Annotated in this window: 9 protein-coding genes; all 9 read left to right on the top strand. The window is 71.4% G+C overall.

Features of this window, described 5'->3' with window-relative positions; genetic code table 11:
- The first annotated feature begins 13 nt into the window (after nucleotides 1–13).
- On the top strand, nucleotides 14–1,240 hold the full coding sequence (mxcK, locus tag D7V80_RS00975) for a myxochelin export MFS transporter MxcK (protein ID WP_120586378.1): 1,227 nt from the start codon (nucleotides 14–16) through the stop codon (nucleotides 1,238–1,240).
- Between the two features lie 31 nt (nucleotides 1,241–1,271).
- Nucleotides 1,272–2,555 (top strand): myxochelin B biosynthesis transaminase MxcL, encoded by a 1,284-nt coding sequence (mxcL, locus tag D7V80_RS00970; protein ID WP_120586377.1) that lies wholly within the window; start codon nucleotides 1,272–1,274, stop codon nucleotides 2,553–2,555.
- 155 nt (nucleotides 2,556–2,710) lie between these two features.
- Complete coding sequence (locus D7V80_RS00965) at nucleotides 2,711–3,484, top strand: 2,3-dihydro-2,3-dihydroxybenzoate dehydrogenase (RefSeq protein WP_120586376.1); 774 nt, start codon at nucleotides 2,711–2,713, stop codon at nucleotides 3,482–3,484.
- On the top strand, nucleotides 3,444–4,835 hold the full coding sequence (dhbC, locus tag D7V80_RS00960; protein WP_233585055.1) for an isochorismate synthase DhbC: 1,392 nt from the start codon (nucleotides 3,444–3,446) through the stop codon (nucleotides 4,833–4,835). The genes D7V80_RS00965 and dhbC overlap by 41 nt, the downstream gene beginning before the upstream one ends.
- Entirely contained in the window at nucleotides 4,832–6,475 is a 1,644-nt protein-coding gene (locus tag D7V80_RS00955; RefSeq protein WP_120586375.1) for a (2,3-dihydroxybenzoyl)adenylate synthase, read from the top strand. The genes dhbC and D7V80_RS00955 overlap by 4 nt, the downstream gene beginning before the upstream one ends.
- Before the next feature lie 14 nt (nucleotides 6,476–6,489).
- A complete protein-coding gene (locus D7V80_RS00950) occupies nucleotides 6,490–7,395 on the top strand; it encodes an isochorismatase family protein (RefSeq protein ID WP_120586374.1) in 906 nt (301 codons plus the stop codon).
- Nucleotides 7,396–7,436: 41 nt separating this feature from the next.
- Nucleotides 7,437–11,819, top strand: coding sequence for a myxochelin non-ribosomal peptide synthetase MxcG (gene mxcG / locus D7V80_RS00945; protein WP_120586373.1), 4,383 nt, complete (start codon nucleotides 7,437–7,439; stop codon nucleotides 11,817–11,819).
- Nucleotides 11,816–13,096 (top strand): 3-deoxy-7-phosphoheptulonate synthase class II, encoded by a 1,281-nt coding sequence (locus D7V80_RS00940; RefSeq protein ID WP_120586372.1) that lies wholly within the window; start codon nucleotides 11,816–11,818, stop codon nucleotides 13,094–13,096. Before mxcG ends, D7V80_RS00940 begins: the two co-directional genes overlap by 4 nt.
- Before the next feature lie 112 nt (nucleotides 13,097–13,208).
- Complete coding sequence (mxcH, locus tag D7V80_RS00935; RefSeq protein ID WP_233585054.1) at nucleotides 13,209–15,719, top strand: TonB-dependent siderophore myxochelin receptor MxcH; 2,511 nt, start codon at nucleotides 13,209–13,211, stop codon at nucleotides 15,717–15,719.
- Nucleotides 15,720–15,734 lie beyond the last annotated feature (15 nt).

Here is a 15,734-nt window from a genome sequence, read left to right as displayed (position 1 = left end):
TGTCTGGATTCAGGTGATTGTCTTGAGTGCTCCCTCCCCCGCCCCGCGTGAGCGCACGCTGCTGTGGCTCCTCGCGGCAGTGCAGTTCACCCACGTCGTCGACTTCATGATGCTGATGCCGCTGGGCCCGTTGCTGATGCAGCGGCTCTCGCTGTCGGCGACGCGGTTCGGAGCGCTGGTGTCCGCATACACGCTCGCGTCCGCGGCCATGGGCGTGCTGGGCGTGTTCTGGCTGGATCGCCTGGAGCGCAAGCGCACGCTGCTGATGCTCTACGCGGGCTTCATCATCGCCACGCTCCTTTGCGGCGCGGCCACCGGGGCCACGGGTCTGCTCATCGCCCGCACCGTCGCCGGAGGCTGCGCGGGGCTGATGGGCGCCGTCGTCATCGCCATCGTCAGCGACACGGTGCCCGCGGAGCGCCGGGGCCAGGCCATTGGCACCGTGATGACGGCCTACGCGCTGTCCGCCGTCGCGGGCGTGCCGCTGGGCCTGGGCCTCGCGAACCTTGGAGGCTGGCGCGCGCCGTTCATCGTCCTCGCGGCGCTCGCGGGCTTGGTGTGGCTGCTCCTCCTCCGCTTCCTGCCTCGCGTGGACGGGCACCTGTCCCAGGCGTCTGGCGCCACCTCCGCCACCGCGGGCTTCACGCCCCGGCTCGCGCTGGGCTGGGGCCTCACCTTCACGGTGGTGTTCGCCAGCTTCCTGCTCATCCCCTACCTGGGCGCCTTCATGGTGGGCAACGTGGGCCTGTCCCTCAAGGACCTGCCCTGGGTGTACCTGGCGGGCGGCGCGGCCACCTTCGTGAGCTCGCGCTGGATTGGCCGGATGGCGGATCGCCTGGGCCCCGCACGCGCGCTGGCGCTGCTGCTCGTCGCCACCATGGCGCCGCACCTGCTCTTCACCCACCTGCCTCCGTCTCCGCTGCCGGTGGTGGCCGTCGTCTTCGTGCTCTTCATGACGCTCACCTCCGGCCGCGCCATCCCCACCATGGCGCTGGTCGCGTCGCAGGTGCCGCCGTCAATCCGGGGCCGCTACCTCGCGGTCAACATCGCCGCCAGCGACGGGGCCTCCGGGCTCGCCGCGTGGATGGGCGGCCTGCTGCTCACCAGCGCGCCGGACGGCACGCTCATCGGCTTCGCGCAGCTGGGCTGGCTGGCCGTGGTCATCTCCGCGCTCGCGCTCGGGCTCTTGTGGACCTTCGTGGGCCGCGCCGTGCGGCTGGACGCGACGCCCGCGCCCTGAATCCCTCTCCACCCCTCACCAGGACCCTTCCATGTCCCAGACAGCACCCCGTCACCCGTCACTGCCACGCCCCATCGTGGGTGAGCTCAAGCTGGAGCGCTCCAACCAGCTGCTCGCCGAGGCCCGCAAGTGGGTCCCCGGCGTCACCCAGACGATGATGAAGAAGCCGGACCACTTCGCCCCCGGCGCCTTCCCCGTGTTCCTCGCCAGGGGCAACGGCGCGCTGGTGGAGGACGCGGACGGTCAGGAGTACATCGACTTCATCCAGGCGCTGGGCGCCAACATGCTCGGCCACAACCACCCGGCCGTCGCGGAGACCATCCGCAAGCACCTGGCGGAAGGCATCATCCACTCGCTGCCCACGCCGGTGGAGGTCTCCTCCGTGAAGGCGCTGGTGGAGGTGATTCCCGGCGCGGAGATGGCCCGCTTCTTCAAGACGGGCGCGGACGCCACCTCCGCCGCCGTGCGCCTGTCGCGCCACCTCACCGGCCGCGAGCACATCGTCACCGTGGGCTACAACGGCTGGCACGACCACTTCATGTATGACACGCCGGGCGTGCCCCCGACGGTCGCGAAGCTCACCACCCGCCTGCCGCTCTTCACGCCCCCGGACGAGCCCGCGCTCATCGAGCACATCGAGAAGCACGGCGCCCAGCTGGCCTGTGTGCTGCTGGCCATCCCGTACAACCGCACCGTCACCCGCGAGTTCCTCCTCCAGGTGAAGGAGACCTGCGCGAAGCACGGCGTGCTGTTCGTCCTGGACGAGGTCGTCACCGGCTTCCGCCTGGCCCTGGGCGGCGCGCAGCAGTACTTCAACATCCGGGCGGACTTCGTCACGCTGTCCAAGGGCATCGCCGCGGGCATGCCCCTGTCCGCCATCGCCGGCCCGGAGAAGTACCTCTCCCGCCTGAGCGACCTCCAGGTGTCCACCACCTTCGGCGGTGAGATGCTGTCGCTGGCCGTGTGCGAGGCCGTCATCAAGGAGTACCGGAGCACGAACTACGTCGAGCACATCGCCAGCATGGGCCGCCGCCTGCGCGACGGCGTCAACGCCCACGCGCGCGAGACGGGCTCCACCCTGGAGGTCATCGGCTACGACGCCGTGCCCTTCTTCCGCTTCAGCAAGGTCATCCCCGAGCACATCGAGAAGATGATCCCCTTCCAGGCCGGAATGGCCCGCCGGGGCGTCATCCTCCGCCGCGACCTGAACTTCATCAGCGCCGTGCACACCGTGGAGCAGATCGACCACACCATCGCCGCCGCTGGCGAGGTGCTCCGCGAGACGGCCGCCGCCGCCAAGGCCAGCGCGGCCTGAGCCTGAAACAATCACTCAACCACCGTCCGTGAAGCCAGACGTCGGGCGGCTCCCTGCATCAGTCACCTTGACAGGGATTCGGGGCCATGGCACTTCCCGGCCCGAAAGATGAGAATGGTTCTCATTTTCATTCAAACAATCCAGGAGGGCGGCTGATGTCTTCGACGGCGGGACACGCGGTGGTGACGGGCGCGGCGCAAGGCATTGGCGCGGCGGTGGCGCGCAGGCTGGCGCGCACGATGCCCGTCGCGGTGTTCGACCAGAACGCCGCGGGCCTGGAGCTGCTGGTGGCGGAGCTGCGCCAGCAGGGCCTGAAGGCCACCGCGTTCCCGGTGGACGTGCGCGACAAGGACGGCATCGAGGACGCCATCGCGTACATCGACGGCAAGCTGGGCCCCATCCAGGTGCTGGCCAACGTGGCGGGCATCCTGCACATGGGCTCGGTGCTCACGCAGAGTGACGCGGACTGGATGTCCACGTTCGCGGTCAACACCCACGGCGTGTTTCATGTCTCGCGCGCGGTGGCCCGGCACATGGTGCCCCGCCGCTCCGGCGCCATCGTGACGGTGGGCTCCAACGCGGCCGGCGTGCCGCGCATGCAGATGGCGGCCTACGCGGCGTCCAAGGCCGCCTCCACCATGTTCACCAAGTGTCTGGGATTGGAGCTGGCCGAGCACGGCATCCGTTGCAACATCGTGTCTCCCGGCTCCACCGACACCGCCATGCAGCGGGGCATGTGGACGGATGAATCCGGCCCCGTGCGGGTCATCCAGGGCTCACTGGACACCTTCCGCACGGGCATTCCGCTGCGCCGCATCGCCACGCCGGACGACATCGCGGACGCCGTGGTGTTCCTCGCGTCCGACCAGGCCCGGCACATCACGATGCATGATTTGTGTATCGACGGTGGAGCCACACTGGGCGTGTAGCGCGCCCGCGGCGTTCACCTTCTCTCCCCTGAACTCCCCCACAAGTCGCCCCGAGTTGAGAATGATTCCTGATACCAAAATCGCTGAACGGCAGCCGGACGCGCGGACGGTGGACGGCGTGGTGGGCGCGCCGGCCGTGGCGCGGGAGCCGGAGCAGGAGGCGCTCTCTTCGCGGCTCTTGCGCGACTACGACGCGGGCGCGTTCTTCTTCGCGTCCCCCAAGCGCACCATGCTGGCGCGCGGCGTGTTCGCCACGGTGCCGGATGCGGGCGGGGCGAACTCGCTGGACGGCCTGCCGGAGCGCGTGGCCGCGGTGCTCAACGCCTCGCGGGACGCGGCGCATGACATCCCGGTGGCGGTGGGCGCGGTGCCCTTCGACGGCAAGGTGCCCGCGCACCTGGTGGTGCCCAACACCCTCCAGCGCGCGGGGCCCATGGTGTTCGACGGGGCCGCTGCCGCGCGGTCGCCCCTGGCCGGTCAGTACACGCTGCGGCCCGTGCCGGAGCCCTCCGCGTACCAGGACGGCGTGGCGGCGGCGCTGAAGCTCATGCAGGAGGGCCCGCTGCGCAAGGTGGTGCTGTCGCGCTCCCTGCACGTGGACACGGCGGCGCCGGTGGACCTGCGGCAGCTGTTGCACAACCTGGCCCGGCGCAACCCGCATGGGTACACCTTCGCGGTGGACCTGCCGCAGCACGCGGACGCGGCCCCCGGCGCGGGACGGCGCACGCTCATCGGCGCGAGCCCGGAGCTGCTGGTGGCGCGCTCCGGCCTCCAGGTGCTGGCCAATCCGCTGGCGGGCTCCGCCGCGCGCAGCCCGGATCCGGTGGAGGACCAGGCGCGGGCCACGCGGCTGATGGCGTCGCCCAAGGACCTGCACGAGCACGCGGTCGTCATCGACGCGGTGGCGGAGGCGCTGCGGCCCTTCTGCAAGACGCTGGACGTGCCCAAGGGCCCGTCGCTCGTGAGCACCCAGACGATGTGGCACCTGTCCACCCGCATCACGGGTGAGCTGAAGGATCCGTCCATCACCTCGCTGACGCTGGCGCTGGCCATGCACCCCACCCCGGCGGTGTGCGGCCACCCGACGGCGCTGGCGCACGAGGCCATCGGGAACATCGAGCCGTTCCACCGCGGCTACTTCACGGGCACCGTGGGCTGGTGCGACGCGAACGGCGACGGTCAGTGGGCCGTCACCATCCGCTGCGCGGAGGCCGACGAGCGCACCCTGCGGCTCTTCGCGGGCGCGGGCATCGTGGTGGGCTCCACGCCGGAGGCGGAGCTCGCGGAGACCGAGGCCAAGTTCCGAACCATGCTCCAGGCCATGGGCCTGGGCCTCGAGGTGCAGCCGTGAGCACCTCACGGGAACACCTGCCCGGCTGCCCCACGTGGCCGGAGGACTTCGCCCGGCGCTACCGCGAGGCCGGCTACTGGCGCGGGGAGACCTTCGGCCAGCTCCTGCGCGACCGCGCCCGGGACTTCGGGGCACGCGTGGCGCTGGTGGGCGGCGCGCACCGCTGGACGTACGCGGAGCTGGACGCGCGCGTGGACCGCATGGCCGCGGGCTTCCACGCCCTGGGCATCCGCGCGCGCGACCGCGTGGTGGTGCAGCTGCCGAACGTGCCGGAGTTCTACGAGGTCATCTTCGCGCTGTTCCGCATGGGCGCGCTGCCGGTGTTCGCGCTGCCGGCGCACCGCGCGTCGGAGATCGGCTACTTCTGCGAGTTCACGGAAGCCGTCGCGTACGTCATCCCGGAGCGCTTCGGTGGCTTCGACTACCGGGGGCTCGCGGCGCAGGTGAAGGCCGCCACGCCCACGCTCAAGCACGTGCTGGTGCTGGGTGACGCGGGTGCGCATACGGCGCTCGGCTCCGTGCCCGCTGAGCCCCTGACGTTGGAGGCGCTGGTGGGCCCTTCGCCTTCCGACGTGGCGTTCTTCCAGCTGTCCGGCGGCAGCACCGGCGTGCCCAAGCTCATTCCGCGCACGCACGACGACTACATCTACAGCCTGCGCGCCAGCGTGGACGTGTGCCAGTTCACCGCCGAGACGGTGTACCTGTGCGCGCTGCCAGCGGCGCACAACTTCCCCATGTCCTCGCCCGGCGTGCTGGGCACGTTCCAAGCGGGTGGCACGGCGGTGATGGCGCTGAACCCCAGCCCGGACGTGGCCTTCCCGCTCATCGAGCGCGAGCGCGTCACCGTCACCGCGCTGGTGCCTCCGCTGACCATGGTGTGGCTGGACTCGACGCTGGCGAAGAAGCACGACCTGTCCAGCCTGAAGGTCCTCCAGGTGGGCGGCGCCCGGCTGAGCGACGAGGCCGCCGCGCGCGTGCGCCCCACGCTGGGCTGCGGGCTCCAGCAGGTCTTCGGCATGGCCGAGGGCCTGGTGAACTACACGCGGCTGGACGACCCGGAGACGCGCATCGTCACCACGCAGGGCCGCCCCATGTCGGACGCGGACGAACTGCGCGTGGTGGACGACGACGACGTGCCGGTGGCGCCCGGAGAGACGGGCCACCTGCTCACGCGCGGGCCGTACACCATCCGCGGCTACTACAAGGCGGACGCGCACAACGCGAAGGCCTTCACCTCGGACGGCTTCTACCGGACGGGCGATCTGGTGCGCCTGACGCCGGAGGGCGACCTGGTGGTGGAGGGCCGCGCGAAGGATCAGATCAACCGCGGCGGCGACAAGGTCGCGGCGGAGGAGGTGGAGAACCACCTGCTTGCCCACCCTTCCGTCAGCGACGTCGCGGTGGTGGCCATCCCGGACAAGTTCCTGGGCGAACGCACCTGCGCCGTCGTCATCCCCCGCGGCGAGGCCCCCGCCCCCTCCGCGCTCAACGCCTTCCTGCGCCAGCGCGGCCTGGCGTCATTCAAGATCCCCGACCGCATCGAATTCGTCGCGGCCTTCCCGCAGACGGGCGTCGGCAAGGTCAGCAAGAAGGCGCTGCGCGACAGCCTGCGCCAGTCCCTCTCCACTCCCTCTCCCTGAAACAGGAGCCCTCCATGGCACTGCCTGCCATTGCCCCCTATTCCATGCCCGGCGCGGCGGACCTGCCCCGGAACAAGCTCTCCTGGACGCCGGAGCCCAAGCGCTGCGTCCTGCTCATCCACGACATGCAGCGCTACTTCGTGGACGCCTTCACACAGGGCCAGTCCCCGGTGACGGAGCTGGTGGCCAACATCCAGCGCCTGCGCGAGCACGCGGTGAAGCTGGGCATCCCCGTCGTCTACTCCGCGCAGCCGGGAGACCAGACGCCGGAGCAGCGCGGCCTCCAGCTGGAGTTCTGGGGCCCCGGCGTCCGCGCCGGCCCGAAGCAGCAGATCATCGACGCGCTCACCCCGGCACAGGGCGACACCGTCCTCACCAAGTGGCGCTACAGCGCGTTCCGCAACACGCGCCTGATGGACCTGATGCGCGAGCAGGGCCGCGACCAGCTCATCATCTGCGGCATCTACGCGCACATTGGCTGCCTCCAGACGGCCAGCGACGGCTCCATGAGCGAGATCCGTCCCTTCCTCGTCGCGGACGCGGTGGCGGACTTCTCGCTGGAGAAGCACCGGATGGCGCTCGACTACGCCTCGCAGCTCGTGGCGTTCGTCACCACCACGCAGCAGCTCATGGACGCGATGCCGGTGCAGGCCGCTGGCGCGGCGGTGGACCGCGAGCAGCTTCGCGCGGACGTGGCGGAGCTGCTGATGGAGTCCGCGTCCGCGATTGGCGAGGACGACAACCTGCTCGAGCGCGGCATGGACTCCATCCGCCTGATGAGCCTGGTGGAGCGCTGGCGGCAGGGCGGCACGGAGGTCTCCTTCGTGGAGCTCGCGGAGAAGCCCACGCTCACCGACTGGTACGCGCTGCTCGCCGCGAAGCAGCCTGTCGCGATGGCCCCCGGCGCTCGCGCCTCATAACCCGCCCTCGGGGCGGCCCCCTTCCCCCGGAGTTCCCCGTCATGCTTCCCCCATCCCAGGACCACCGCCCGCTGACCGCGGCCCAGCACGGCATCTGGGTGGGGCAACAGCTCGACCTGAAGAGCCCCGTCTACAACGCCGGGGAGTGCATTGAGTTCCGCGGCGCCGTGGACCCCGTGCGCTTCGAGTCCGCCCTGCGCAAGGCGGTGGCGGACGCGGACGCGCTGCACTCGCGCTTCGTCGCGGGCGCGGAGGGTCCGGTCCAGCGCATCGACGCGGGGACGGACTGGACGCTCCAGCACGTGGACCTGAGCGGCGAGTCCGACCCCTGGGCCGCAGCGCAGGAGTGGATGTGGAAGGACCTGGGCCGCACGGTGGACCTGGGCACGGGCCCACTGTTCGCGCAGGCGCTGCTCACCGTGGGGCCGGAGCGGTCCTTCTGGTTCCAGCGCATCCACCACATCGCCATGGATGGCTATGGCTTCTCGCTGCTCGCGCGTCGCGTGGCGGAGCTCTACACGGCGGAGGTGATGGGCAAGGTCGCGCCGGCGGGGTTCAGCCGGCTGGGCCCCGTGTTGGAGGAGGACGTCGCGTACCGGAGCGGCGCCCAGCTGGAGAAGGACCGCGACTTCTGGGTGAAGCGCTTCGAGGACGCGCCGGTGCCCCCGCTGCTCGCGGAGGCGGCGCCCATGTCGTCGCGCTTCGTGCGGCGTTCGGAATACCTGCGGCCGGAGCTGATGGCGGCGCTACAGGCGGGCGCGAAGCAGGTGGGCGTGAGCTGGTCCGACCTGGTGCTCGCGGTGACGGCCATCTACCTGCACCAGCGCACGGGCGCGCCGGAGGCCGTGCTGGGTCTGCCGGTGATGGGCCGGCTGGGTTCCGCGTCGCTGCGCGTGCCGTGCATGGCCATGAACATCGTGCCGCTGCGCATCGCCGTGCGGACCGACGCGGGGCTGTACGCGCTGGCCCGCGACGTGGCGGCGGAGATGAAGGCCTCGCGTCCGCACCTGCGCTACCGCTATGAGCAGCTGCGGCGCGACCTGCGCCTCGTGGGTGGACAGCGCAAGCTGTTCGGCCCCGTCGTCAACATCATGCCGTTCGACTACGCCCTGGACTTCGCGGGCGTGCCGGGCACGGCGCACAACATCTCCGCGGGCCCGGTGGAGGACCTGTCCTTCGGCTTCCATGCGCGCTCGGGCGGAACGGCCCTGCGCGTGGACCTGGACGCGAACCCCGCTTGCTACACGGAGGCAGCGCTGGAGGAGCACCAGCGCGGGTTCCTCCAGCTGCTGGAGTCGCTCCTCGCCCAGCCCGAGCAGCCGGTGCGGCGTTCCGCGTCGGGCGCGTCAGGCTCCGTGCTGGATGGCGGGCCGGTGCCTCTGGTGCGCCCGGTGCTGGAGCTGCTGAAGGCCCAGGCCGACGTCCGGCCGGACGCGGTCGCGCTGGAGCACGGCCGCTGGCGGATGACCTACCGCGAGCTGGTGGCTGCGTCGCAGGCCCTGGCGTCGCGATTGACTGAAGCGGGCGTGCGGCCCGACACGGCGGTGGCGGTGAAGGTGCCCCGGGGCATCGACGCCATCGTGTCCAGCCTGGGCATCCTGTTCGCGGGCGCCGGCTACCTGCCCATCGATCCGACAGGCCCGGCCACGCGCAACGCGGCCATCCTCCAGGACGCGCGGCCCGCCGTGATGGTGGTGTCAGAGCGCCCCTCGCCCGATGCGGATCCGACCGCGCCGGGGGTCCTCGTCGTGCAGCGGCTGGATCAGGCCGACACCTCGCCGCTGGATTCGACGGAGCATGCCAGCCCGCGAGTCGTGCCCGCTGCCCAGCGGCTGGAAGCACGCGATGCGGAGCCCGCGTCGAGCGCTGAGGCCCGGCTCGCTTACGTCATCTACACGTCCGGCTCCACCGGCCAGCCCAACGGCGTGCAGGTGACGCACGGAGCCCTGGCCCACTTCGTCGCGGGCGCGACGCAGCGCTACAGCGTCGGTCCCGAGGACCGCGTCCTCCAGTTCGCCCCGCTCCACTTCGACGCGAGCGTGGAGGAGATCTTCGTCACGCTGTGCGCGGGCGGACGGCTGGTGCTGCGCACGGACGAGATGCTCCAGTCGGTGCCGCGCCTCATGGAGGCCTGCGCCGAAGCAGGCATCACCCTGCTCGACCTGCCCACCGCCTTCTGGCACGAGCTGGCCTACAGCCTGTCCACCGGCGCCGCCCGGCTGCCCGACGCGCTTCGCACCGTCATCATCGGCGGCGAGGCGGCGCTGCCGGAGCGCATCGCCCGCTGGAAGGACGTCGCGGGCGACCGCGTGCACCTGCTCAACACCTACGGCCCCACCGAGGCCACCGTCGTTGCCACTGTCGCGGAGATCGCAGGGCCGGACGCCCTGCCCTCCGGTGACGAGGTCCCCATCGGCCGCCCGCTGCCCGGCGTCGTCGCCGCGGTCGTCACGCCGCAGGGACGACTGGCCGCCCCCGGCAAGGAGGGCGAGCTGTGCCTGATGGGCGGCGCGCTCGCTCGCGGCTACCTGAGCCGCCCGGAGCTGGACGCCGCCCGCTTCACCCGCCTGGACGCGGTGGAGGGAACGCCCCGCGCCTACCGCACCGGCGACAAGGTACGCGTGCGCGAGGACGGCCAGCTGGTGTTCGTGGGCCGCGTGGACGACGAGTTCAAGATCAGCGGCCACCGCATCGACCCGGGCGAAGTCGAAACCGTGCTGTTGAAGTATCCGGGTATCCGGGAGGCCGCCGTCGTCGGTCAGGTGCTGCCGGGCGGGTCTCGCCGGCTGTGCGCGCACCTGGTGGCGTCACCGGAGCCCTCACCCGCGGAGCTGCGCAAGCACCTGCTCGCGGCGCTCCCCGCGCCCATGGTGCCCGGCGCCTTCGCCTTCGCGGAGCGGCTGCCCCGCACCAGCACCGGGAAGATCGACCGCAAGGCCCTCCAGAACGCGATGCCCGCGGACGAGAGCGCCGCGCTGCTCGCCTCCGCGACACCCATGGAGCGCACGGTGCTGGAGGTCTGGGAGCAGGTGCTGGGCCGCGCCGCCACGTCGCTCCAGGACGACTTCTTCGAGCTGGGCGGCCAGTCCCTCCAGAGCATCCAGGTCGCCAACCGGCTGGGGATCGCCGTGGGCCGCGACGTGCCCGTGGCCACCGTCTTCAAGCACCCCACCGTGTCTGGCCTCGCGCAGGCGCTCCAGGGCGGAAGCACGGGCGGCGCGGAGGCAGGCGGCCTCACGTCCGCGATGCTCGCGGACGCGGAGCTGGACGAGGACGTCGTCCCCTCCACGACGGGCGAGGCCTGGGCGCGCGAGCTTCCGCGCCAGGGCTACCGCCAGGTCCTGCTCACTGGCGCCACCGGCTTCGTCGGCGCGCACCTGCTCCACCAGCTCCTGACCCGGACGGACGCGCGCATCATCTGCCCCGTGCGCGCGAAGGACGAGGCGCAGGCGATGGACCGGCTGCGCTCGGCGCTGACCGGCCAGAAGCTGCCCCTGGCGGGACTGGAGGCGCGGGTGCTCGCGCTGCCGGCGGACCTCTCCCAGCCGCTGCTGGGCCTGGACTCCACGCGCTTCCACGGGCTCGCCGCCGAGTGCGACGCCGTCATCCACAACGCCGCGGTCGTCAGCGTGGTGCGCGAGTACGGCAGCCTCCAGGGCGTCAACGTGCGCGGGACTCGCGAGCTGCTCAAGCTGGCCGCCGCCGTCCGCCCCAAGCCCTTCCACTACGTGTCCACGCTGGCGGTGGCGCCCCAGGCGAACCTGTCCCCGGACGTGCCGGAGGCCTTCGTCCCCGCGCACCCCGGCCTGCGCGACGGCTACCAGCAGAGCAAGTGGATCGCGGAGCGGCTGGTGCAACAGGCCTCCGAGCGCGGCCTGCCCGCGACGGTCTACCGCCTGGGCCGCGTGGTGGGCGCTCCGGACACCGCACTCGTGAACACGCAGGACCTGGTGTGGCGCATCGTGCTCGCGGGCCTGCCCGTCCGTGCCCTGCCGCTGCTGGACGTGGGCGAGGTCTGGACGCCGGTGGACTTCGTGGCCAGCGCCATCGTCCAGCTCTCGCGCGCGTCGCATCCGGGCGCGGTGTTCAACGTGACGCCCGCCGCGGAGGTGCGCCTGTCGGAGCTGTTCGGCTGGGTGCGCGACTACGGCTACCCGTTGGATCTGTGCCACGTGCCGGAGTGGCGCGACCGCGTCGCGAAGGGCTCCGGCGGCCACGACGCCACGCTCGCGTTCTTCGACTTGCGCAGCGGGGACTCCACGCCGGCCTTCGGCCTGGGCCCCATCCGCTGTGAACGGCTGCTGGCCGCGCTGGAGGGCACCGACGTCCGCTGCCCTCCCACGGACCGGAACCTCCTCTATCGCTACCTCGACTCCTGCGTCGCGCAGGGAATCCTGCCCCCGAAAGTGACGGCGCTCCCGTGACGAATACCTCCTGGTCCCCCTCCTCCTGGCGGGCGAAGCCGGTCCGATACATTCCCGACGACTACCCCGACCCGTCCGCCCTCGCGCGCGTGGAGGCGGAGCTGGCGCGCCTGCCGCCGCTGGTGCACGCCGAAGAGACCCGCCGTCTGCGGGAAGCCCTGGGACAGGTGGCCGAGGGCAAGGCCTTCCTGCTCCAGGGCGGCGACTGCGCGGAGAGCTTCAAGGAGTTCTCCGCGGAGAACGTGCGCGTCACCTTCCAGCTCCTGCTCCAGATGGCTGGCGTGCTCACGTTCGCGGGCGGCTGCCCGGTGGTGAAGGTGGGCCGCATCGCCGGCCAGTTCGCCAAGCCGCGCTCCAACGCCACGGAGACCGTCAACGGCGTCACGCTGCCCAGCTACCGCGGCGACATCATCAACGGCATGGACTTCGACGCGCGCGAGCGCACGCCGGATCCCCAGCGCCTGCTGCGCGCGTACCACCAGTCCGCGGAGACGATGCAACTGGTGCGGGCCTTCGCGCGCGAGGGCTACACGGACCTGACCCGCCTCCTGGGCCACCGGCCGGAGTCCGAGGGCGCCGTGCGCCCGGTGGACTTCTTCACCAGCCACGAGGCCCTGCTCCTCAACGTCGAGCAGGCGATGACGCGCGTCGATGAGTCCACGGGCGGCTGGTACGACACGTCCGCGCACATGCTCTGGATTGGCGAGCGCACCCGCCAGTTGGACGGCGGCCACGTGGAGTTCATGCGCGGCATCCAGAACCCCATCGGGCTCAAGTGCGGCCCCACGCTGGAGCCGGACGACCTGGTCCGCCTCATCGACACGCTCAACCCCCAGGGCCTCCCCGGCAAGCTCACGCTCATCGGGCGCTTCGGTTCGGATCAGGTCTCCGCGCGCCTGCCCCGGCTGATGGCCGCCACCCGGCGCCACGGCAGCCCCGTGGTGTGGTCCATCGACCCGATGCACGGCAACACGCACAAGGCCAGCAACGGCTACAAGACGCGCTCGCTGGAGCGGATCCTCTCGGAGGTGATGGGCTTCCTCCAGGTCGCCGCCGCGGAGGGCGTGCATCCCGGAGGCCTCCACCTGGAGATGACCGGCCAGGACGTCACCGAGTGCCTGGGCGGCCCGCTCGACGTGTCCGAGGACGACCTCTCCGACCGCTACCACACGCACTGCGATCCGCGCCTCAACGCGGACCAGTCGCTCCAGCTCGCGTTCCGCGTCGCGGACGGCCTGCACACCACCGTGCGCACCCCTCAGGACCGCGCGGCCTGATTTGCCATGGAGCCTTGACAGCTCAGACTTCGTGCGGCTAAACGTCGCGCCGTTGAAAATGAGAACCATTTTCATAATCGCGATCGAAGCGAAGCGCAGGTGGCGGTCCCGGGTGGGCGCGGCCCTGCTGTCTTCCATCTGTTTCGGTGGCCTGGCCCAGGCGGGTTCGCCGCCCACGGCACCCGAAGCAGCTCCCGCGGCCGCTCCGGCGGAGCCCGTCATCGAGCTGCCGAAGTTGATCCACACCGTGGAGGCGCCCTACCCCGAAGAGGCGGAGCGCGCCCAGCTGGAGGCGAACGTCCGCCTGCGCCTGCGCGTGGACACGCAGGGCGTGGTGACGCAGGCGGAGGTGATGGAGCCCGTGGGCCACGGCTTCGATGAAGCCGCGCGCACCGCCGCGCTCCAGTTCCGCTTCACGCCCGCGAAGCGCAACGGCGTCCCCGCCCCCGCGCGCGTCACGTACACCTATGTCTTCCAGCTGCCCGGCCGCTCCAAGGCCGTGGCCGCCACGCCGCCGCCCGCACTGTCCAGCGCGCCCAAGGCCGCGGCGTCCCAGGACGAGGCCCCGGCCGAGTACCAGGAGGACGTCGAGGTCACCGCCGTGGGCGAGACGCGCGCCGAGCGCCGCCGCAAGTCCGCGGAGGCCGTGCACGTCATCGAGCTGGAGCAGGCCAGCATGGAGTCCGCCGACCTGGGCACCGCGCTGGCGCGCACGGAGGGCGTGGACGTGCGCCGCACGGGCGGCCTGGGCAGCAGCGCGCGCATCTCCATCGCGGGGCTGTCGGATGATCAGGTGCGCTTCTTCATCGACGGCGTTCCGCTGGAGTTCGCGGGCTACGGCCCGGGCCTGGCGAACGTGCCGGTGAACCTGGTGCAGCAGATGGAGGTCTACACGGGCGTGGTGCCCATCCGCTTCGGCGCGGACGTGCTGGGCGGCGCGGTGGAGCTCGTCACCGACCAGGACGTGCGCGGCTCGGCCGTGGCGGGCTCCTACGAGCTGGCCTCCTTCAACACCCACCGCGTCACCGCGAGCGGCCGCCACTACCAGGAGTCCACCGGCCTGATGGTGCGCGCGCACGGCTTCTACGACGACGCGCGCAACGACTACCCCGTCAACGTGGAGGTGCCCAACGACCTGGGCAAGCCCGTGCCCGTGAAGGTGCCGCGCTTCCACGACGGCTACCGCGCTGGCGGGGCCAGCGTGGAGGCGGGCTTCGTGGACAAGCCCTGGGCGCGGCGCCTGCTGGTGCGCGGCTTCTTCAACGCCGCCGGCCGCGACATCCAGAACGACGTCAACATGGAGTCCGCCTACGGCGAGGTGACCACCGCCGACGGCTCCGCGGGCGGCACGCTGCGCTACTCGCGGAACTACGACCCGGGCGTGAGCGTGGACGCGGTGGGCGGGTACACGTTCCGCCGCAACCGGTTCCTGGACATCGGCTCGTGCGCCTATGACTGGTATGGCCGCTGCTTCCTCACGCTGCCCCAGCGCGGGGAGATCACCGAAGGCGGCACGGAGCGCTACGTCAACCAGCACACCGCGTTCGCGCGGCTCAACGCCGCCTGGACGCCCGTGCCCGGCGGCGCGCACACGCTGCGGCTCGCGGTGTCGCCCAGCTTCGTGGCGCGGACGGGCGAGGACCGCCGGCTCCAGGCGAACAACCAACCGGATCCGCTCTCCGCGCCCCGCGGCGTGACGTCACTGGTGACGGGCCTGGAGTACCAGCTCGACGCCATCGACGGGCGGCTCCAGAACATCGCCTTCGTGAAGGACTACCTCCAGGACGTGCGGGCGCAGAAGCTGCTGGCCAGCGCGGAGTTCCTGGACCAGGGCCGCACCGCGCACGAGCTGGGTTTGGGCGACAGCCTGCGCTTCCGCATCACCCCCGAGCTCAGCGCCAAGGCCTCCTACGAGTGGGCCACGCGGCTGCCCCGCCCGGATGAGCTCTTCGGTGATGGGAACCTCATCGACGCCAACCTGGAGCTCCAGCCGGAGACCAGCCACAACTTCAACCTGGGGCTGGGCTACGCGGGCCAGGAAGGCCGCGCCGGCAGCTTCCGCGCCAACGTGGGCGGCTTCGCCCGGCTGACGGATCAGCTCATCATCCTGATTGGCCAGGGCAGCTCCTTCACGTACCAGAACGTCTACGGCTCCCGCTCGCTGGGCGCGATGGGCTCCGTGGGGTGGACGTCGCCGGGCCGCTACCTGAGCCTGGACGGCAACGCCACGTATCAGGATCTGCGCAACACCTCTGGCGAGGGCAACTACGCCGAGTTCAAGGACCAGCGCATCCCCAACCGTCCCTACCTGACCGCCAACGGCAGCGCGCAGGTCCGGGTGTCTGGCCTGCTCAAGTTCCAGGACGAGCTGCTCGTCACCTGGCGCACGCGCTACGTGGACGACTTCCTCCTCTCCTGGGAGGCGCTGGGCAACGACGAGAAGCTGGGCATCGATTCACAGCTCACGCACGGGCTGGCGCTCACCTACGTCATCCGCGACATGACGACCCGGCTGAGCTGGACGTTGGACTTCCAGAACGTCACCAACGCCCAGACCTACGACTTCTACGGGGTCCAGCGCCCCGGGCGGCTCATCGCCGCCAAGTTCACGCTGGAGCGCTGAACACCGCCTTCCTGT

It is taken from the genome of Corallococcus sp. CA054B (assembly GCF_003611625.1).
Taxonomy (GTDB): domain Bacteria; phylum Myxococcota; class Myxococcia; order Myxococcales; family Myxococcaceae; genus Corallococcus; species Corallococcus coralloides.
Note: the sequence above shows the minus strand (reverse complement) of the source record. Positions and strands in the feature narration are given on the sequence as shown.

Coding starts and splice junctions, on each gene's coding strand:
- mxcL (WP_120586377.1), top strand. CDS start 1,272: ATGTCCCAGACAGCACCCCGTCACCCGTCACTGCCACGCCCCATCGTG.
- D7V80_RS00965 (WP_120586376.1), top strand. CDS start 2,711: ATGTCTTCGACGGCGGGACACGCGGTGGTGACGGGCGCGGCGCAAGGC.
- D7V80_RS00950 (WP_120586374.1), top strand. CDS start 6,490: ATGGCACTGCCTGCCATTGCCCCCTATTCCATGCCCGGCGCGGCGGAC.
- mxcG (WP_120586373.1), top strand. CDS start 7,437: ATGCTTCCCCCATCCCAGGACCACCGCCCGCTGACCGCGGCCCAGCAC.
- dhbC (WP_233585055.1), top strand. CDS start 3,444: ATGATTTGTGTATCGACGGTGGAGCCACACTGGGCGTGTAGCGCGCCC.